An 18,969-nucleotide genomic window follows, 5' to 3' on the forward strand; every position below is an offset into this window, starting at 1 on the left:
CCTTTACGGAGAAAAATAGTAGGCGAATTAAGAACCGCTAGAATGCACGAAAATAGGGTAGAATGCCTCAAAACCATTGCATTAAGAAGAGAGAAAGCAGATGTACCGAAAGCAACAGTACTCAATTGAAACACCAGAAAACTTGAAAAATCTGTTCGGCGGGCAGTTAGACGAAGAAAATCGTTGGATAGAAATGTCAAAAATGATTCTTTGGGAAGAATATGAGGAAGAATATGCAAAAAACTTCACAGAAAAAAAAGGAGCCCCAGCCAAATCATTTAGAATGGCATTAGGAGCATTAATTATCAAAGAAATTTCAGGAAAAAGTGACAGAGAAACAGTAGAACAAATAAAAGAGAACCCTTATTTACAGTACTTTATAGGAATGGAAAGCTATAGTAGCAAAGAAGCATTTAATGCGTCAATGATGGTTCATTTTCGTAAAAAAATAGGAATGGAATTAATAAATAAAATTAATAAAGAAATAGAAAAAAAGCGACGGGTGTAGCGTCAGAAAAAAAAGAAAATGAAGGAAAGTTATTGTTAGATGCGACTTGTACACCAGCAGATATAAAATATCCAACGGATATAGGAATATTGAATGATGCCAGAGAAAAAACAGAAAAAATAATAGATAAGCTGTATGAAGAAATAAAAGAGAAAAGGAAAGAAAAGCCGAGGACTTATAGGGAAGTGGCAAGAAAAGAGTACTTAGCCATAGCAAAAAAACGTCGTGTGTCAAAAAAAGAAAGAAGAAAAGGAACAAAAAAACAACTAGGATATATAAAAAGAAACTTGTCTGATATAGAAAAAATGATAGAAGAGGGAGCAAAGTTAGAAAAACTAACGAAAAAAGAGCAAGAAGAGCTTGTAACGATAGGAAAAGTGTATGAGCAACAGTTAGAAATGTATGAAAAAAAGACAAATAAAGTAGAAAACAGAATTGTGAGTGTAAGCCAACCTCACGTGCGTCCAATAGTGCGTGGAAAAGCGGGAAAAGCAGTAGAGTTTGGAGCTAAAATATCGGCAAGTAATGTGAATGGCTTTGTCTTCTTAGACAAATTAAGTTGGGATAATTACAACGAATCGGGAGATTTACAAGCGCGAATAGAAGAATATAAAAGGGAAACAGGATGTTATCCGGAATCGGTTCATGTGGATAAAATCTATCGAACAAAAGCGAATCGAGCTTATTGTAAAGAAAGGGATATAAGAATGAGTGGTCCCCGATTGGGAAGACCGCCGAAAGAGGTGAGCAAAGAAAAAAAGAAAGAGGCACGCTCAGATGAAAGAGTGCGTAATGCCATTGAGGGTAAATTCGGACAGGGAAAGAGGAAATTTAGTCTTGGTCGAGTGATGGCCAAACTACCTGAGACCTCGGAAACGGTAATTGCGATGAACTTTTTGGTAATGAATCTTTCTACTCTACTTCAGAAGACAAAAAGTAAAAAGTTGTAGAGTCGTTTTTCTTGTGAAAAATGGTGTTAATTTTCCTCTCTTTTGTGAGGAGTGATTTGTGTTGACCTTTTTAGACAGAAAGGAACAATAGATTAAACAAAATCTGTATTTTGATTTGTTTCCATAAGGATAAGTTATCTATGCTTTTTCAGTCCATACTTCCCTAACCCACATTTCTTTCGTTTTTTGACTTTTTCAGCAAGCCCTAATTATCCCAACTTAATTTGTCTAAGAAGACAAAGCCATTCACATTACTTGCCGATATTTTAGCTCCAAACTCTACTGCTTTTCCCGCTTTTCCACGCACTATTGGACGCACGTGAGGTTGGCTTACACTCACAATTCTGTTTTCTACTTTATTTGTCTTTTTTTCATACATTTCTAACTGTTGCTCATACACTTTTCCTATCGTTACAAGCTCTTCTTGCTCTTTTTTCGTTAGTTTTTCTAACTTTGCTCCCTCTTCTATCATTTTTTCTATATCAGACAAGTTTCTTTTTATATATCCTAGTTGTTTTTTTGTTCCTTTTCTTCTTTCTTTTTTTGACACACGACGTTTTTTTACTATGGCTAAGTACTCTTTTCTTGCCACTTCCCTATAAGTCCTCGGCTTTTCTTTCCTTTTCTCTTTTATTTCTTCATACAGCTTATCTATTATTTTTTCTGTTTTTTCTCTGGCATCATTCAATATTCCTATATCCGTTGGATATTTTATATCTGCTGGTGTACAAGTCGCATCTAACAATAACTTTCCTTCATTTTCTTTTTTTTCTGACGCTACACCCGTCGCTTTTTTTTCTATTTCTTTATTAATTTTATTTATTAATTCCATTCCTATTTTTTTACGAAAATGAACCATCATTGACGCATTAAATGCTTCTTTGCTACTATAGCTTTCCATTCCTATAAAGTACTGTAAATAAGGGTTCTCTTTTATTTGTTCTACTGTTTCTCTGTCACTTTTTCCTGAAATTTCTTTGATAATTAATGCTCCTAATGCCATTCTAAATGATTTGGCTGGGGCTCCTTTTTTTTCTGTGAAGTTTTTTGCATATTCTTCCTCATATTCTTCCCAAAGAATCATTTTTGACATTTCTATCCAACGATTTTCTTCGTCTAACTGCCCGCCGAACAGATTTTTCAAGTTTTCTGGTGTTTCAATTGAGTACTGTTGCTTTCGGTACATCTGCTTTCTCTCTTCTTAATGCAATGGTTTTGAGGCATTCTACCCTATTTTCGTGCATTCTAGCGGTTCTTAATTCGCCTACTATTTTTCTCCGTAAAGGTTTCAGCTTTTTTCAGCAAGCCCTATTTATTATTACTCTTTTCCACAGGTTTAGAACACGACAGGGAAAAGCAGCCATGGTGAGAGCCGCCTTCTTTAATTATTTAACGTCCTGGTTTCAACGCCAGACTCGTTTACGCAATGTACTTCTCGTTCCCTTCACCGTTCAATTGGTGGGAGCGGTTTCCCTGGTGGGTTTTCTCTGGTTTCTAACCGGCAATCAGGCCGTCAATGATTTAGCGGTACAACTTCAGGGGAGAGCTAGTAAGCAGGTAGAAGAACATCTCAATAAGGGTTTCCGAGATCATGATTGATTTTTTATGAAACGCTGAAAGTTTTATCAGATAAGGAGTCTAGAATTTAGATGCGTTTGCCATGGGGTTTCAGACCCAAATTTTTGATGATCTGGATGATGACATTTTCCTAGAAACGATTGGTATCAGTTTACCGATAAAAGCCCTTTGTGCTGGCATTAATTTAATTTAGAGTGACGATCGCCCCTGGAAAGCTAACATCGAGACCGTATTGAAACTAACCTTGACAAGCAGGGTAAAGTTACACCGATTCATTTTGTTGTTTCACTAAATCAACTCCTCGTGATGTTCCCAAACGAGTTGCACCCGCCTCGATTAAGGCTAATGCCTGTTCAATTGTCCGAATGCCTCCACTGGCTTTAATACCAACTCGTCCCTTAGTAATTTTTTGCAGGAAACTCACATCGGCGATCGCGGCTCCCCCAAACCATCCAGTACTAGTCTTCAGATAACTGGCTCCGGCATCCATACAAATTTCGGCAGCTAAACGGGTTTCGGCATCGCTTAAGCGCGAGATTTCGAGAATCGTTTTAACCGTTTGACCGGTTTCTTCACAGATTTGGGCTACTTCTCGATAGATTGCGTCTGTTTGTCCGGCTTTCACCCAACCTAAATTAATCATCACATCTAATTCTGTTGCTCCCCATTCAACCGCTTCCTGGGCTTCGTAGAGTTTAACCGCAGAAGTGGTGGCTCCGGCTGGAAAACCAATGACAGTACAAATTGGAATCCGTTTACCCCGTAGGAGTTCGGCAGCTTGGCGCACGGCAGAAGGATAGATGCAGGCACTGGCAAAACCATACTGTTCGGCTTGGCTACAGCATTGCTCTAACTGTTCCGGCGTGGCGGTGGGATCAAGCAGGGCATGATCAATGTAGGTGGCAATATCAATTTCACGATTGCTGGAAGTCATAATTAATTAGCTTTCATTGTCTTTAGGTGATCTTAGGTCAGAAGGCGGGCGATCGCTGCTCCATCCCCACCAACTTTGCCCACATTCACACTGATAAAACTCTTGCCATTTACGCCGATAATCTTCACTGATCACCGGCGATCGACGATTAATCCAAACTTTTTGGGCTTTTCGAGGCGTTTCGCGGCAATGGGGACAGCAAAAATGACGAGCGTGGGTAGCCGAATTGATCCAATCGGGGGGAGTGGGGCTAAAAGCTTCTATATTCATGGGCAGGAAGAATCATTCTCTAGTTGGTAATTAACGTTGCTGCTTTTCTGCTCTCTAGCCTACCTTAAAATCTTTTGAAATTCTTTACATTTCTCCTGCTCTTGGGGATTGGACAGCAGACACGGCGGGTTTAGGTTACAGTGGTGGCGCAATGATTTTTAGCTTCATCTTAATGGCCTTTTACTTTGTTTGACACTTAATTTGATGAAAAGATTATCAATTCTGGTGCAAGGTGCGGTGCAGGGCGTAGGTTTTCGTCCCTTTGTTTTTCGATTGGCAGAATCTTGGCAATTAAAAGGTTGGGTGAATAATTCTTCCCAGGGAGTCACCATTGAAATTGAAGGTGAGTCAGACATTTTACAGTTATTTCTCATCGCTTTAGAACAAGATAAACCACCGCGATCGCAGATTGATCAAATAATAGTTACAGAATTAGAATTAATTGGTTATCAAAGCTTTGAAATTCGAGCTAGTAGTGGCGGTGAAAAAACGGTGACAGTTTTGCCAGATTTATCCACCTGTAATGATTGTTTAGCAGAAATTTTTGATCCTCAAAATCGTCGTTATCATTATCCTTTTACCAATTGTACAAACTGTGGGCCAAGGTATAGCATTATTGAAGCTTTACCCTACGATCGCCCCTTGACCACGATGAAAGGATTTCAGATGTGTGCAGTGTGCTTGGCTGAATATGATAATCCCCGCGATCGCCGTTTTCATGCTCAACCCAATGCTTGTCCTCACTGTGGCCCTCAATTAGAATATTGGGATCAAAAGGGAAAGATTTATAGCATCGGAGAAGCGGCTTTATTAGCAACAGTTAAAGCGATTAAAACAGGAAAAATTTTAGCAATTAAGGGTTTAGGTGGCTTTCATTTAGTGGTTGATGCGAGCAATTTTGAGGCGGTACAAAAATTACGCGGTCGCAAACAAAGACCCCATAAACCGTTAGCCTTGATGTATCCTAATCTAGAGCAAATTAAGCAGGATTGTTGGGTCAATGATCAAGAAGAGAAATTGTTATTGTCGGCAGCATCTCCCATTGTTTTGTTGAAAAGAAAATTTGATCCTTCTCAATCCTCCTCGGAAAGTTTAAATTCCTCTCAATGCCCCTTAAAAAGCTTAAAGCCCCCTCATTCCTCCTTAGAAAGGTTAGAGCCCCCTCAATCCCCCTTAAAAAGGGGGAAGAATAAGAGTTTGGCGGAGAATATTGCGGTTGATAATAGTTATTTAGGCGTGATGTTACCCTATACCCCTTTGCATCATTTATTGTTAAAAGTATTAGATTTTCCGATTGTGGCTACAAGTGCTAATTTATCCGATGAATCACTCTGTACTGATGAGCAGACAGCTTTAAGTAAACTCAACAGGATTGCAGATAATTTTCTGGTTCATAATCGCCCGATTTTTCGTCCTATTGATGATTCGATTGTACGTGTTATTGCTGATCAAACAATGGTGATTCGTCGTGCGAGGGGTTATGCTCCCTATCCAGTGAAATTAGATGATCGTGATGCTATTTCTCAACCGATCTTAGCTGTTGGAGGACATTTAAAAAATACGATTGCGATCACCCGTCAAAATCAAGTTTATCTGAGTCAACATATTGGCGACTTATCCAATGCTTTAACTTATCAATCTTTTTTAAAGACGATTGAGAGCCTGACCAATTTATACGATTTTCAGCCAGAAATGATTGCTCAGGATGCTCACCCAGAATATCGTTCTAGCCAATATGCCCAATCTCAACCTTTACCCTGTTATCGCGTTCAACATCACTATGCTCATATTTTGTCTGTTGTTGCAGAACACCGCTTAAAATCACCCATTTTAGGTATTGCCTGGGATGGCACTGGTTATGGTTTAGATAACACACTATGGGGTGGAGAATTTATCCAAATTCATGATAATCATTGGCGGAGAATTGCCCACTTTGAAACCTTTCCTCTGATTGGTGGAGAAATGGCGGTCAAGGAACCCCGTCGTATTGCCCTATCCCTATTAACAACAGCAAATTTAGAGCTACCTCAATCTTTAAAACAAGCCTTTTCTGAAGATGAATTAAAGCTATTCACTCAAATGTTAAACCGTCGTTTAAACTGTCCCCTGACCTCTAGTGTGGGTCGTCTTTTTGATGGCATTGTGGCCCTGTTAAATCTTTACCCTACTGTTACCTTTGAAGGCCAAGCCGCGATCGCGTTAGAAAACCAAGCCATGATTCAACAACAACGCCTTTCCAGGGAGGATTTAGGGAAATTAAACTCCAAGGGAAACTTAGGAGAATCCAATGATTTATTAAGCTATCCTTTCACCCTAAAACCCAATAGCAAATCAGAACCCATCATCATTCAGTGGCAGCCCCTATTAATCTCCGTTTTACAAGACCTAAAAGAAGCTCTGCCCATTTCTCAAATTGCCACTAAATTTCACCATACTCTAGTCGAAATTGCGATCGCGATCGCTCATCAAGTCGGAATCCAGCAAGTTGTCTTAACGGGTGGTTGTTTTCAAAATGCCTATCTCCTTGAAGCCACCGTTTCTAAACTAAAAGCAGAAAAATTTTTTCCTTACTGGCCGCAAAATGTGCCTCCTAACGACGGTGGATTAGCTCTAGGTCAGGTTGTAGCAACTTTACGAGCAATTAAAATGACTACTCAACAATCACCTGAAATTGTTCCAAACTATCATCCTGACAACCACTAATCATGCCCCCCAGTTTCATCACCTGCTGTAAATAATTAATAGCCTCTTCTGTAATCACTTCCCCTGGAATTAAGACTGGAATCCCTGGCGGATAGGGACAAATTAACTCGGCACTGATGCGAGCGATCGCCGCTTTTTGACTCACGGTTTCTGTCTCAGCAAAAAAGGCAGCACGGGGAGATAACAAACTAGGCGAATGGGGTAAGGGTGGCAACGTTAACAAAGGATTGGAGAGGAGAGAATAGCGATCACCTAAAATGGTAAAGGCTTGCCATAAAGCCTCTAGATCCTGAACTGTATTACCAAAAGTAATGATAAAAGTTAACTGTCTAAGGGTGGGTAACTCTGCTGTCACCTGAAATTCTTGACGTAGGATCTCATCTACTTCAAAACCCGTTAGCCCCCATTGACTCACATCGACGGTTAAACGAGTCGGATCTAAATACTGAAAACCAGGCAAAGCTTGAACAGGATGAGTTAATAACCTTAGACCAGAAATTTTGCTCAACTTGTCTCGAACGGTGTAGGATAATTCGAGGGTTTGGCTTAACAAAATATTCCCTTCCGTCACCATTTGATAACGGGCCACATCCAAAGAAGCTAATAGTAAATAGTTTGGGCTAGTGGATTGCACTAATTGCAATGCTTGGCTGATGCGTTCCGGTTTAACTCTTGAACCTTGACAATGGAGCATTGAAGCTTGACTCAAAGCCCCTAACAATTTATGGGTTGATTGAATAGTCAGATCGGCTCCCAAACTCAAGGCCGAAGGGGGTAAATCGGGATGAAAATGAAAATGGGCAGCGTGGGCTTCATCTACAATGACGGGCAGATGATGAGCCTGGGCAATCTTAATTAACTGGGCTAAATTCCCCCCCACCCCGTGATAGGTGGGATACAGTAAAAGCACTGCTTTAGCATCAGGATGACGTTGTAAGCTACAAGTTAATGTCTCTGGGGTAATGCTATAGGCCAAATCCCAAACTGGATCGTAGGCTGGCTCTATAAAAATGGGAATCACTCCGGCATGAATTACTCCCGCGATCGCCGATTGGTGGCAATTTCGAGGCAACAATAACTTATCCCCTTCTCCACAGGTCGCTAAAATAGCGGCAATTAATCCGCAAGTGGAACCATTCACTAAAAACCAGGTTTGATCCGCTCCCCAGGCCTCAGCCGCTAAAGATTGAGCCGTTTGGATCACGCCCCTCGGTGCAAACAGATTATCCAATTCCGGCAATTCCGGCAGATCTGCTTGAAAAGTACGGTTTCCTAAAAAATCTGCTAATATCCTAGAGATCCCTTGACCTCGTTTATGACCAGGTGCGTAAAAAGCCGCATCCGGTTGGCTGACTAATTGTTTCAGAACTTGAAGAATAGGAATTTGCTGTTGTTGATACATTTTGTCTTGGGTAGCACGATATTTGATTTCTAGGTAACATTAACCGCTAGAATCGAAGCTTAAGTCTTACTGATGATTTCAGGGCAAATTTATAGGGACATCACCGTTTAATGAATCCTCATGGTCTTCAATCCCTCTCAACAAAAAATTCTTGTCGTGGACGATGACCCAGCCATTCGTCACCTGGTATCACGTTTTTTAAGTTTTAATCAATATAAGGTTGAAGTTGCAGAGGATGCGAAGACAGCAAGAGTTCTATTTGAACGTTTTCAGCCAGACCTAGTAATTTTAGATGTTAATCTACCTGATGATAGCGGCTTTAATCTTTGTCGGGAGATGCGGAAACCTCAGACTATAATTTTAATGCTGACTTGTCTTTCTGGTACTGATTATGTTCTGGAGGGATTTGAGCAGGGGGCTGATGAATACCTAACCAAGCCCTTTAATTTAGAAATTCTCAAAGCTAAAATTGGTGCATTATTTAAACGTCAAGTTCCCCTAGAAAACCCGCCGTCAACGCTTCAAAAAGGGCTAACCTTTGGACGGATGGTCATTGATAATGAACGCTGTGAGGTGACAGTGGCTGGACAATTAATTCCTCTGACTCTATTGGAATTTGAATTGTTGTATTTTTTAGCAACGCATCCTGAAAAAGTGTGGGGCCGAGCCGAGCTAATTTCGGCCGTTTGGGGAACTACTGATGATGTGAAAGCCGAGCGGAAAGTGGATGTTCACATTGGTCAGATTCGCCGCAAAATTGGGGATCCTGAAGGAGATTGTATTAAAACCATTCGCAGTAAAGGTTACGTTTTTGAATTACCCAGTTACCTTTCGGAGCCAAAGGGATCGAGCCATTGACGGGCTAGGGCAAAATCTAGACAGGAACGAGCGATCGCAAAACCAATGAAACTTTCCATGAGTCCGAGTAAGAGAGAGAATCCTTCATTGAGGGACGATTCCAGTCCCTCTAGAAGACCACGACGGTAGTGATTCGATGGTAGTGGTGGTCTAAAGAGCATATAGAGCAAAGCTCATGTAGAATATCAACTAATATAAATATTTGTCAAATCTAGCCCCTAAATTAACTTTTTTATGACTCCCCTTTTTGCACTCTACCGACCTCAGGTGCGCGCGATCGCGGTGCTAGGCGAATTATTACGGGAGAAAAACGAGAAATTTATTACACTCAAGATCATTACCGCAGTTTCTATCGCGTAAAACCATGACGACAAACTCTCTACTGGCACTCTTGCAACGCCAATGTCCGCCTAGACTTTATCGGATTGATATCGCGATCGCCCTTGAAGAAAGCTTAACCCTTTGTGAACAAATGAGATGGCAGGGCTTTGTTGTTGATGGCAAAAATGCAGACAATAAAGAAAATTTTCTCAAAGCTTGGGCGGACGGCCTAGATTTTCCTCATTACTTTGGTTATAACTGGGATGCCTTTGAAGATTGTTTATTAGACTTGGGATGGTGCGATCGCAAACCACGACTGGTAATTTATACTAACCCTGAAAACTTAGCCAATCATGATCCTAAAACTTGGAAAACGGCTCAAGAAATTCTCGAAGTTGCCATTAAGTATTGGCAGTCAAGATTAACCCCATTGAGTATTTTATTGGTTACCCAGGATATCAGCTTTCAAGCTATCCCTCTATTGGCATCCTAATCTCCCTTGCCAGTCTCAGTTTTGTTTCTCAAAATTGCTCAAAAATTCCAATCTAGTCTGACTGCTTTAAATTTAACCGATATAATATAGCCACAATGTCCGCCCGATCTTCAACGTAAACGAAGCCTCCATGCTGAATTCCAGTTTACAGTATCCTATTTTTGGCCCCGAAATTCATTGTCCCCATTGCCAGCAGACGATTCCTGCCTTAACGCTGACCGATACCTATCTCTGTAATCGACATGGTGCGTTTGAGGTCAATCCTGAAACCAAGGATTTAGTGCATCTGCAATCAGGACGACATTGGCGTTTTTGGAAAGGAGAATGGTATCGGCAACATACTCACCCCGATGGTATCCGCTTTGAAATTCATGAAGCCCTAGATCGACTCTATACCCAAGGCTATCGGGCTACCAAAGTCATTATTGCTAATCGCTATCAAAGTTTAGTCAGTGCTTATTTAGAACGCAATACTTCCTGGCGAGGTAATGGAGAAAGTAGTACTCCTCATCTCTATGGTTTACCGGTCGAATTCAGTGCGGAAACCCAGGAAGATCGCTGGGAAGTGATTAATTTTGATCTGGAAAAGGAAGCGGGTGTGCCAAAACGTTATCCCTACTTTCGCTTATTTGAATAATTTTCGCCAAAAATTTTCCTTTCCTATGCACCATGCCTCTATCCGTACTGCTAATATTCATCGTGCGATCGCCTTTTATGAAATGCTAGGCTTTACAGTACAGGAACGTTTTACGACCGGATATACCCTGGCCTGTTGGTTAGAAGGATTAGGCGGCAGAATCGAGTTGATCCAAATTCCTGAACCCAAACCGGCTCCCGATGCCTTTGCCGATGAACATTATGTCGGTTATTATCATCTCTCCTTTGATTTGACCGCGATCGCGCCAAGTTTATCCAGTTGGTTGCAATCTCTCCAGACAATGCTAGAACAAGTGAGTCAGGATCACCCTGGCCAATCTGACCAACATCCCCCCCTCAAAATTCTCTTAGAACCCTGTCAACAAATGATCGGCGATCGCGTTTATGAGGTAATGTTTTTAGCAGATACAGATGGGTTGCCTTTAGAATTTTTGCGAATTTTAAAATAATAATAGGTAATTCCTTGGAAAAATTTAGAGGAGTGATTTTGTATGACTGATTCCCCCAACGCTGTCACTATCTATACAGATGGTGCTTGTTTAGGCAATCCTGGCCCAGGGGGCTATGGTGTAGTGTTACTCAATCAGCAGCAGCGTCTGGAACTCTCTGGGGGGTATCGTCTCACCACCAATAATCGTATGGAAATGATGGCGGCGATCGTGGGATTAGAAGCTCTTGAAAGCAGTAGCTTAGTGACTTTGTATAGTGACTCTCAATATTTAGTGGATGCAGTGACCAAAGGATGGGCCAAACGTTGGCAGGCTAATAATTGGCGACGCAATGCGAAGGAAATGGCCAAAAATCCCGATCTCTGGGAAAAAATACTATCCCTTTGTCGAAAACACGAAGTCAAGTTTGTTTGGGTACGAGGTCATTCTGGTAATCGAGAAAATGAACGCTGCGATCGCCTGGCTGTGGCGGCGGCCAATAGCAAAAATTTACTCGTCGATGAAGGCTATGTCGGAACACTCCAAAAATAGGATAATCGACAGGCGATCGCCGTTTGCCTAATTCAGATTAGAAAACCAGAGAAAGAGAGTTTGTATTAATCCCACCATAAATCCTAAAACACCACCTAGATTGACGATCGCCTGTAGCTCGCTCTTAACGATACCATTGACTCCAGCCTCTAAATCTGCGGGAGAAGTACTGCTAATGCGGGCAATAATGACCTGATCCAGGGATAGAATCGGAATAATTTTTTGGACAAGTTTTTCCAAGTCTTCCTCAACATAGCGTTCTAGAATAAGAGCCAGTTCCTGACTAACCACCGTCAAAGAATCCGTAAAAGCAGTTGAATTTTGTAACCGATTAACGATGACAATCGCTAAATTATCCCAATCGATTGATTGTCCAAAATCCTGTAAAAATTGAGTGCCACTTTCTCGAATATACATTCGCACCACATCGCCTGTGGTTTTGCGGAGTTGTCGCACGGTAGAAAGGGGTAAATTCTGTAAGGACAACCGATGCAGCCAATCTCGTAGTCGGCCGCGAACTTCTAAGGAAAGGAATAATTCCCGGAGACGAGTATTCGCAACTTCTTTTTCTTGTACACAAAACTCCCGTAAGTGAGTCAGCGCATTTTTTACTCCAAATAAATTAGCCACAACCCAATAAGTGCCAATGGTTTTTTCTCGAAAGCCTTCATCAATAACTTGAATATTGCGATCGCTGAGAAAATCAATCAGAGCTAATCGGAGAGTATCGGGTGGTAAAACAGTTTCCAATAACCAATCCGCAAATTGACGAGCTTGTAGTTCAGTAAGTTGAAACTCTAAAAGAATTTGATCAAAAATTCTATTAATTTGCTCCTCTAAAAAATCCTCTCGCCGTGAAAGGGCCTTCAGTAAACGAGGCAAAGATTCACTAAAGAGATCTCGTAGAATATTGGCTAAAATCTTAGAGGTTTTTTGATCCTTGTCACTGCGAACCTGTTTCAAAGCCGCCGTTAATAACCAACGTAGAGCCGCTTCAACCCGTTCTGTTTCTAGTAATTTTTGGGCTAGTTTTTGTAATTCCTCTGGCGTTAATAAAGATCCCATAATGGTATCAGAAACCCGTTTAGCCAGACGCTCTTGATTGCGGGGAATGAGACCTGGGGTAAAGGGAATCTGGTACGGGCCAATAAAACGAGCTTTGTAGGGACGAAAGAGCATTTGAATGGCAATATCATTGGTAAAATAGCCAATCACGGCTCCGGCGATCGGAGGGAGAACGAAGGTCAATAAATTTGATAATTCGATCATGCTTGGCGGCTCAGATCAAAGGTGTTGATTTGGTATTGGCTTGGCATTTTTAGGGGAATTTCTCTCTGTTTTGCTGAATTAGTAAATTTTACTTTTGGGCCACTAAAACCCCCATTAATCCACCGGCGATCGCATAATGAACAGCTTGGGAGAAACCGGCTTGATAGGCTAATTGGACTTGTTGAGAGCCAGACGGAAAGCGTTCTAGACTGGGATAAATATAAGCATACTCTTCGGTTACTTGGAAATAACGAGCCGTTGCCACCACAATATTATCTAAATACCAGGATTGGAATCCCTTTAAACAAGTACTACTCGGATGATTAAAATCAAGAATAGCAACTTTTTTGCCAACTTTTAGCACCCGTTGCAATTCTGTCAAGGCCGCTGGAATATCAGGAACATTTCGCAGCCCATAGCCCATCGTAACACAGTCAAATGTCTGATCTGGGAAGGGTAAGTCTAAAGCATTGCCCTGTAGCCATTGGATCGATAAAGGGCGGCTGAGAGCTTGATTGCGTTGGGCAGCGATCGCCAATTGTTGAGTCGAAAAATCTAAGCCAAAAACTTGCCCTTGGGGGCCGACCCGTTTCCCTAACTGTTGGGTCAAATCGCCGCTACCACAACAGACATCCAAAGCTTGATCCCCCGCTTGACAACCACTCCATTTAACCGTCATCGCTTTCCAGATATGATGTTGCCCCAAACTGAGCCAGTGATTCATGGAGTCATAAACAGGGGCAATGCGATCAAAAATGGCTTGTACATCGGTGATCGTAGTGGTAGTCGTAAAAGACACTTCAGGCATGATGGCAATCAGCATTAAAATTAAGAGGGGATATTTCCATTATGCGATCGCCGCAAACCAAAATTACTTCTCAACAGTAGTCAATAAACCATCCCTTAACAGATTGGGCTAGGTTGCAGCTTTCGCAAACAATTGATGACACAAACTAATAAACATAAGTATTTGTACGACGACGGAAGGCAGCTAAATAGCGTCGGATAGCACTATTAAATGCCTCAACGTGGTTGGCATGGATATCCTTTTCTTCTGGTTTTTCTGTTGTCTCTGGATGTTCTGGTTTGGGAGTTTCTACTTTCTTTCGTTTACCTTCAGCATCTCGACGTTTACTACTCTTATTTTTTAGTCTTACCACAAGATCCTTCGGTAATACCTTGGTGGGACGACCTCGCTTTCCAGTCCTTAATACTTCGTGACAAATATTAAATAGCAGTTGACTATATCGTTTTTCTCCATCTGTAAATAACTAGAGAGATTCTGTTTTTCTGGAATAAGGCTTCCTTTTTCTCTTGGCATAAGCCTACCTCATTCAGGACTTCCATCGAGCGTTTGTTCAATGTTGACATTGCTTTCTTTCCCTTATCTTTGATATTATGACAATAATAATAGTATAATAAGAAGAGAGTGATGTCTAGTCTTTAATTGAGGATAAAAATCTTGCTGTCTCGCACGCAGGATTTGTTCTTCTCGATCAGCTATACTCATCGCTAGAATCCTTTCTAATCTTTTTTATTCTCTTGTTTTACACCTTTTCATCCCCTTGTTTACCTGCGCGAATAAATAAAGACACTAACGTTCAATTATTTTGGCGATCGCTCTAACTTAACTAAGAGTAATGCTGAATCATTTTGCCCGATCGGAAGTATTAGGTTCACCCGTGCGCTTTAATCTGCTTAAACGTAGTCAATCCTGGCTGGCTTCATTCTTGGGGGCCATTTTGTTCTATACTATTATCCCCTTGCCCCCTTTTTTAACCGTTCAACTAGAACACATTGCTCGCTGGGTTCCCCTCGTGGGAATGTTGCTGGGTCTAATGTTGGGTTGTCTTGATTGGATCTTGGGCTGGCTCGGATTTCCCCCGTTAGTCCGTAGTGCCTTAGTGATATCTAATTGGGTGGCTCTGACTGGGGGTCTTCATCTAGATGGGGCCAGTGATACTGCCGATGGCTTGGCCGTTACTGATCCCGAACGTCGTTTAACTGTCATGCAGGATAGTACTACCGGCGCATTTGGCGCAATGGCGATCGCCGTAATTCTGTTGCTGAAAACGTTGGCCTTGGCAGAATTAAGAGATTATCGTTGGTTTTGTTTAATCTTGGCGGCGGGTTGGAGTCGTTGGGGACAAGTGGCCGCGATCGCGTTTTATCCTTATCTGAAACCCACTGGCAAGGGAGCGAGACATCGCCAAAATTTTCAGTTTCCCCAGGATTTGCTGTTGGGAGTCAGTATTCTTCTTGCTTATTCAGGATTTTTTAGCTATCAACATCCTCAACAAAGTCTAGTAATTCTGGGAATGACTTGTGGTGCGGCGGCGATCGCTCTTTTAAGTGGTTGGTGGTTTGCCCGTCAGTTGGGAGGTCATACAGGAGACAGTTACGGCGCGATCGTGGAATGGAGTGAAGCCTTGATTCTTTGTCTGCTCACCTGGGGTTTTCATTAAGTAATTTAATTAACAGGTCGCAAGCGATCAACCTTGAGCGTAAATTCACCGCCTCCCGTCACCCCAAAGGTTCTGACCCGCACAATATAATTGCCTGTTTCTTTCATCCGTGCAAAGAGCAGGGAGTTTGTCCCCCCCTCTGGCCCATCGTCATTGGAACCTACCGTTGAACCATCACTAGCAATCAGCACAACAACAGTATCAAATTCATCGGACGTTAGATCAATTGCCACCTGATCGCCTTTTTCTAGCTCAACTTGATAATCCCTCGCAAAACCGCCCTCTCCCGTCGGAATATCTTGATCGGTTAAGCGATCGCTAATGTCAGTATTGAGACTTAAAGGGATGGGATTATATAAGCGATTTTCTGCCTGGGAGGGGGAAGAAATTACGAGAGATAAAATAAAAATTAATAAAGCTGTGAAGCGAGAAGAAAATGTATAATTAATAAACATGATATTTTAAAATTGTTATTTACCCTTTTTTTATTTTGCAAATCTCCTCTTAGAGATTGATTCCTAGCAAAAGTTTTTCTGATATGGTAAGGATGCTTTGCAACTGAATTTTGGAGTGATTATTAAAAACTTCACCATTTAATAATGTCAACAAAATTAACCGAATTCCAGCCATCAACAAATATTCTGAAAAAACTTTAAGAGATTCATTTCTTGCGAGAGTTCGCTGGTTAATTTCAATATATTTAGCAACTTCAGGTGAATTACTTTTATTGTAGCGTTCATTTTTTAAGTTTTTTCTTTTTTGTTTTAAGTCAGGATTGATTTTGCAATTAATTTTGTCAGAAAGTATTTTTTCTAAATATTCGCCGGCTCCTTTTCCTCCTGATACAGCTTCAACAATTAAGTCTGTGCTTCCATGTTGATTTTTGTTTGCAAAATTTATCCAATCTTGTTTATATCTAGTATTTTCATCTTTTTTGTTGTTAAAATAACAGCAAATTCCTAAGCAATCTACTAATAACCATGCTTCAAGCTCTTGCCTGATATAAATTAGGATCGCGTTATCAATAGAATTAACAACTTTTGTGATTCTGTTAGCCAAAGAATTTGGCTCCCCACGACGCTTAAAATTAGATTGAATGCCATCGTAATCAATCAAGAAAATAACTAGATCACTGGTTTGTAAATAGATATTAACTGCTTTATCTAGCATTTTTTTTTGTACAGCTTTGTTATAAGCTTCTTTCGATGCTTCTTTTATTTCAATATCACTGCCATAAAATGCAATAATTTTTTCGGCGATACAGCGAACCGCTTTACTATCATAATCTGATTCAGGAGTCCAAATACGAATACTATGCATATTGAGGTTCTAATAACTCCTGTAATAAATTACTGTGATAGACGGCACTGCCAACACCGAAATCTCTCATCCATTCTGCGAGATCTTCTCTTTTTTTACTCAATTCATCTAATCTAAAAACTTGAGTTCCAGAAGCATCTTTTTTACTTAATAAAAGAACAGAAATATCCGAATTAATTTCATCAGAACTAAAACAATCTAGTAGCTGTGAACTGTGAGTTGTAATAATAATTTGAGTTCTCTGTGAAAGTTTTTGCAAAATAGAGGCAACGCTACTTAGAATAGCTGGATGTAAATTGCGTTCAGGCTCCTCAATTCCTATCAATGGTGGTAGATCATCTTGGTGTAGTAACACATAATAACCAATAATTCTAAGTGTCCCATCAGATAAGCCAGATAATTTAATTTTTTGTCCATCCACTTCTTTCACTCGAAGTTCTTCATTTCCAGATACTTCTAAAGATATTCCTAAGCACCTGTATAGTTCTTGGTTAATTTCTTGAAATTTATCTGAATGCTTTAATTTCCAATATAATAAAACCTGTTCTAGATATTCACCATCAATATCCAAGGAGGGAATTTCTTCTTGTGTTTCTTTTAATATTAGCGAAAAAGATCTTCTTTTTCCTCTCATTACTCGCGGCTCAAAATCATAAAACTGCCATGTTCTCATGAATTCAGACAATTGAGATGTTAGAGGTTTACTGCCATAGTCACCTGCCGTTTTCAATGCTAAATTACCTTGTTTAGACTTATAATCTTGAGGATTTTTCCCATCTTCATCATCTTCATCATAGACTTTACCCTGATTTTCATGAACATTGATTACAGTTATTTCTCCTATTTGTAATAATTCTCTAGAAAAAATCACTTTTTCATCATTTGTTGAAATAGAAACTTGATAATTTATATCTTGATTATCTGCCTTTGTAATAATTTCTAAAGTTAATGCTTGACTAGAACTATTTCTAACTATTCCTTGGAGCCATTCAGAAGGTGGTGGAGAACCTGCTTTGACAATCTGGCCAAATCTGCGAAGAGCTTCTAGGCAATTAGATTTTCCTGTCGCATTAGCCCCGACAATAATTGTTAAATCTCGAAAGTTTAGTGTTACATCTTCCAAACTCTTAAAATTTCTAATTCTGGCAGATATAAGTTTCATAAAACTGGTTTTTAAGTGCTTAGACAAAATTATTTACACATAGCGATCCTTGTACACCAAGGTTTTTAGCTTTATCTAAAGGGTAATTTATTTTGCATGACTACTTATAGAGATAATTTAAAGCAATTACACGACTGGAGAGTGCGAAGTTCTCTGTCAGACATTTTGATAAAATGCCTAAAAGCCTTGCATTGAAAGGGTTTCAGCGATTGTGAATCTGGAAGAGGGTTGAAGGGCGTTGGGGGCTGAAATCCTAGTAAACTCGTTGATTTTCCTAGAACTTCGCACTGTCCAGTTACACGAGATTATATCACATTTTTTCCTTTCCCCCCTTGCCAATTCTTCAATAGACAGGCTACCATAGGGCTAGACAAGGGGCCGCAACGGTTTCGACAGGTTGGCGAACGCTTCTCTGTGATACAGGTCGAGAGTGAGTCTCCTCTCGTGAATCCAAGACTCAAACAAAATGTAACTGCGAATAACATCGTTAGCTTCAAGCGCGTGGCAGTAGCTGCCTAATTCTCGTCAGAGACCGCTTACTTCTAATTTGACTCCGTTAAGGATTAGAGGTAAACCCCAACGGATGCACTTGATGGCTTTTCTCTGGTTGGCTATTCAGTAAAGACCTAACCAAAGCATCCCACCATCTGGGATAAGAGATGGTTCTCGCCCTGAGGATTAGAGGGGCTAAACCTGTGAATGAACGGAAAGTAAATACCCAATTTGGACAGCAGTTCGACTCTGCTCGGCTCCATAAAACACCATCGTTTGGTATATTAGGCTCAGTAAAAAAAATTACTGGGCTTTAGCGTTGTTGGCTATTCTTGGTATCTCAGGAAATTATCAATCAGTGGAAAGACGGTACAAAGAGACGACGTTGGCAGCTATAGCGACAATTGTAGGAATTGCTGGCGGGACGAAAGCGATCGCGGCTCCATCCCCACCAACCTTGCCCACATTCACACTGATAAAACTCTTGCCATTTGCGTCGATAATCTTCACTGATCACCGGCGATCGGCGATTAATCCAAACTTTTTGGGCTTTTCAGGGCGTTTCTCGACAATGGGGGCAGCAAAAATGACGAGCGTGGGTAGCCGT

At 40.8% G+C, this 18,969-nt stretch carries 19 protein-coding genes, 1 other RNA gene and 2 pseudogenes; 10 read left to right on the forward strand and 12 right to left on the reverse strand.

Annotated elements, in window-relative coordinates:
- Nucleotides 1-100 precede the first annotated feature (100 nt).
- Nucleotides 101-1,437, forward strand: a pseudogene (locus tag KA717_29570) (IS5 family transposase).
- A 229-nt stretch (nt 1,438-1,666) separates the two neighbouring features.
- Here the strand turns inward: KA717_29570 and KA717_29575 are convergent.
- Nucleotides 1,667-2,644, reverse strand: a pseudogene (locus KA717_29575) (IS5 family transposase).
- Nucleotides 2,645-2,820: 176 nt separating this feature from the next.
- Between KA717_29575 and KA717_29580 the strand changes: the two are divergent.
- Nucleotides 2,821-3,057, forward strand: coding sequence for a hypothetical protein (locus tag KA717_29580; GenBank protein ID UXE59822.1), 237 nt, complete (start codon nt 2,821-2,823; stop codon nt 3,055-3,057).
- Between the two features lie 241 nt (nt 3,058-3,298).
- Here the strand turns inward: KA717_29580 and deoC are convergent, their stop codons facing one another.
- Both deoC and KA717_29590 read right to left on the reverse strand, forming a co-directional pair.
- The gene (deoC, locus tag KA717_29585; GenBank protein ID UXE59823.1) at nt 3,299-3,970 is read right to left on the reverse strand and encodes a deoxyribose-phosphate aldolase; all 672 of its coding nucleotides are present in this window, start codon (nt 3,968-3,970) and stop codon (nt 3,299-3,301) included.
- Nucleotides 3,971-3,976: 6 nt separating this feature from the next.
- Entirely contained in the window at nt 3,977-4,234 is a 258-nt protein-coding gene (locus KA717_29590) for a hypothetical protein (GenBank protein ID UXE64812.1), read from the reverse strand.
- A gap of 210 nt (nt 4,235-4,444) precedes the next feature.
- Between KA717_29590 and hypF the strand changes: the two genes are divergently transcribed.
- Complete coding sequence (hypF, locus tag KA717_29595; protein UXE59824.1) at nt 4,445-6,943, forward strand: carbamoyltransferase HypF; 2,499 nt, start codon at nt 4,445-4,447, stop codon at nt 6,941-6,943.
- Here hypF and KA717_29600 read toward each other — a convergent pair.
- Nucleotides 6,891-8,345 carry an aminotransferase class I/II-fold pyridoxal phosphate-dependent enzyme gene (locus tag KA717_29600; protein ID UXE59825.1) on the reverse strand — a complete coding sequence of 485 codons (1,455 nt, stop codon included), beginning with the start codon at nt 8,343-8,345 and terminating at the stop codon, nt 6,891-6,893. The genes hypF and KA717_29600 overlap by 53 nt on opposite strands.
- A 156-nt stretch (nt 8,346-8,501) precedes the next feature.
- Here KA717_29600 and KA717_29605 point away from each other — a divergent pair, with 156 nt between their 5' ends.
- The gene (locus KA717_29605) at nt 8,502-9,203 is read left to right on the forward strand and encodes a response regulator transcription factor (GenBank protein ID UXE59826.1); all 702 of its coding nucleotides are present in this window, start codon (nt 8,502-8,504) and stop codon (nt 9,201-9,203) included.
- Here the strand turns inward: KA717_29605 and KA717_29610 are convergent.
- Nucleotides 9,170-9,364, reverse strand: coding sequence for a hypothetical protein (locus tag KA717_29610; GenBank protein ID UXE59827.1), 195 nt, complete (start codon nt 9,362-9,364; stop codon nt 9,170-9,172). The genes KA717_29605 and KA717_29610 overlap by 34 nt on opposite strands.
- A 203-nt stretch (nt 9,365-9,567) precedes the next feature.
- Here KA717_29610 and KA717_29615 point away from each other — a divergent pair, with 203 nt between their 5' ends.
- The 4 genes from KA717_29615 to rnhA all read left to right on the forward strand — a co-directional run bounded on the left by KA717_29615 (nt 9,568) and on the right by rnhA (nt 11,654).
- Nucleotides 9,568-10,017 carry a barstar family protein gene (locus KA717_29615; GenBank protein ID UXE59828.1) on the forward strand — a complete coding sequence of 150 codons (450 nt, stop codon included), beginning with the start codon at nt 9,568-9,570 and terminating at the stop codon, nt 10,015-10,017.
- 130 nt (nt 10,018-10,147) lie between these two features.
- Complete coding sequence (locus KA717_29620; protein ID UXE59829.1) at nt 10,148-10,654, forward strand: TIGR02652 family protein; 507 nt, start codon at nt 10,148-10,150, stop codon at nt 10,652-10,654.
- Between the two features lie 25 nt (nt 10,655-10,679).
- Nucleotides 10,680-11,123: a VOC family protein gene (locus KA717_29625; GenBank protein UXE59830.1), complete on the forward strand. Its 444-nt coding sequence runs from the start codon at nt 10,680-10,682 to the stop codon at nt 11,121-11,123.
- 42 nt (nt 11,124-11,165) lie between these two features.
- The gene (rnhA, locus tag KA717_29630) at nt 11,166-11,654 is read left to right on the forward strand and encodes a ribonuclease HI (protein ID UXE59831.1); all 489 of its coding nucleotides are present in this window, start codon (nt 11,166-11,168) and stop codon (nt 11,652-11,654) included.
- A gap of 27 nt (nt 11,655-11,681) precedes the next feature.
- Here rnhA and KA717_29635 read toward each other — a convergent pair whose 3' ends face one another.
- The 3 genes from KA717_29635 to KA717_29645 all read right to left on the reverse strand — a co-directional run bounded on the left by KA717_29635 (nt 11,682) and on the right by KA717_29645 (nt 14,083).
- Nucleotides 11,682-12,923, reverse strand: a complete 1,242-nt coding sequence (locus KA717_29635) for a DUF445 family protein (protein UXE59832.1) — start codon at nt 12,921-12,923, stop codon at nt 11,682-11,684.
- Nucleotides 12,924-13,011: 88 nt separating this feature from the next.
- On the reverse strand, nt 13,012-13,647 hold the full coding sequence (ubiE, locus tag KA717_29640; protein UXE64813.1) for a bifunctional demethylmenaquinone methyltransferase/2-methoxy-6-polyprenyl-1,4-benzoquinol methylase UbiE: 636 nt from the start codon (nt 13,645-13,647) through the stop codon (nt 13,012-13,014).
- Between the two features lie 229 nt (nt 13,648-13,876).
- Entirely contained in the window at nt 13,877-14,083 is a 207-nt protein-coding gene (locus KA717_29645) for a hypothetical protein (GenBank protein ID UXE59833.1), read from the reverse strand.
- Between the two features lie 480 nt (nt 14,084-14,563).
- Between KA717_29645 and cobS the strand changes: the two genes are divergently transcribed.
- Nucleotides 14,564-15,388: an adenosylcobinamide-GDP ribazoletransferase gene (cobS, locus tag KA717_29650; protein ID UXE59834.1), complete on the forward strand. Its 825-nt coding sequence runs from the start codon at nt 14,564-14,566 to the stop codon at nt 15,386-15,388.
- Nucleotides 15,389-15,393: 5 nt separating this feature from the next.
- On the opposite strand, the gene KA717_29655 is transcribed toward cobS, so the two are convergent.
- From KA717_29655 to KA717_29665, 3 genes are read right to left on the reverse strand one after another with little or no spacing between them, the layout of a single operon-like run.
- The gene (locus KA717_29655) at nt 15,394-15,843 is read right to left on the reverse strand and encodes a PPC domain-containing protein (GenBank protein ID UXE59835.1); all 450 of its coding nucleotides are present in this window, start codon (nt 15,841-15,843) and stop codon (nt 15,394-15,396) included.
- A 49-nt stretch (nt 15,844-15,892) separates the two neighbouring features.
- A complete protein-coding gene (locus KA717_29660; GenBank protein UXE59836.1) occupies nt 15,893-16,708 on the reverse strand; it encodes a DUF4276 family protein in 816 nt (271 codons plus the stop codon).
- Nucleotides 16,701-17,870: an AAA family ATPase gene (locus KA717_29665; GenBank protein UXE59837.1), complete on the reverse strand. Its 1,170-nt coding sequence runs from the start codon at nt 17,868-17,870 to the stop codon at nt 16,701-16,703. Before KA717_29665 ends, KA717_29660 begins: the two co-directional genes overlap by 8 nt.
- 374 nt (nt 17,871-18,244) lie before the next feature.
- Between KA717_29665 and ssrA the strand changes: the two genes are divergently transcribed.
- Nucleotides 18,245-18,627: a transfer-messenger RNA gene (gene ssrA, locus KA717_29670) on the forward strand.
- A gap of 90 nt (nt 18,628-18,717) precedes the next feature.
- Here ssrA and KA717_29675 read toward each other — a convergent pair.
- Nucleotides 18,718-18,879, reverse strand: coding sequence for a hypothetical protein (locus KA717_29675; GenBank protein ID UXE59838.1), 162 nt, complete (start codon nt 18,877-18,879; stop codon nt 18,718-18,720).
- Between the last annotated feature and the right edge of the window lie 90 nt (nt 18,880-18,969).

Source organism: Woronichinia naegeliana WA131 (genome assembly GCA_025370055.1).
GTDB lineage: Bacteria > Cyanobacteriota > Cyanobacteriia > Cyanobacteriales > Microcystaceae > Woronichinia > Woronichinia naegeliana.

Bases quoted from the DNA above. Each gene is read 5' to 3' on its own strand.
- KA717_29610 (UXE59827.1), bottom strand. From the start codon at position 9,364: ATGCTCTTTAGACCACCACTACCATCGAATCACTACCGTCGTGGTCTT.
- KA717_29655 (UXE59835.1), bottom strand. From the start codon at position 15,843: ATGTTTATTAATTATACATTTTCTTCTCGCTTCACAGCTTTATTAATT.
- KA717_29625 (UXE59830.1), top strand. From the start codon at position 10,680: ATGCACCATGCCTCTATCCGTACTGCTAATATTCATCGTGCGATCGCC.
- deoC (UXE59823.1), bottom strand. From the start codon at position 3,970: ATGACTTCCAGCAATCGTGAAATTGATATTGCCACCTACATTGATCAT.
- KA717_29615 (UXE59828.1), top strand. From the start codon at position 9,568: ATGACGACAAACTCTCTACTGGCACTCTTGCAACGCCAATGTCCGCCT.
- KA717_29620 (UXE59829.1), top strand. From the start codon at position 10,148: ATGCTGAATTCCAGTTTACAGTATCCTATTTTTGGCCCCGAAATTCAT.
- KA717_29635 (UXE59832.1), bottom strand. From the start codon at position 12,923: ATGATCGAATTATCAAATTTATTGACCTTCGTTCTCCCTCCGATCGCC.
- KA717_29580 (UXE59822.1), top strand. From the start codon at position 2,821: ATGGTGAGAGCCGCCTTCTTTAATTATTTAACGTCCTGGTTTCAACGC.
- hypF (UXE59824.1), top strand. From the start codon at position 4,445: ATGAAAAGATTATCAATTCTGGTGCAAGGTGCGGTGCAGGGCGTAGGT.
- ubiE (UXE64813.1), bottom strand. From the start codon at position 13,647: ATGAATCACTGGCTCAGTTTGGGGCAACATCATATCTGGAAAGCGATG.
- KA717_29600 (UXE59825.1), bottom strand. From the start codon at position 8,345: ATGTATCAACAACAGCAAATTCCTATTCTTCAAGTTCTGAAACAATTA.
- rnhA (UXE59831.1), top strand. From the start codon at position 11,166: ATGACTGATTCCCCCAACGCTGTCACTATCTATACAGATGGTGCTTGT.
- cobS (UXE59834.1), top strand. From the start codon at position 14,564: ATGCTGAATCATTTTGCCCGATCGGAAGTATTAGGTTCACCCGTGCGC.
- KA717_29665 (UXE59837.1), bottom strand. From the start codon at position 17,870: ATGAAACTTATATCTGCCAGAATTAGAAATTTTAAGAGTTTGGAAGAT.
- KA717_29660 (UXE59836.1), bottom strand. From the start codon at position 16,708: ATGCATAGTATTCGTATTTGGACTCCTGAATCAGATTATGATAGTAAA.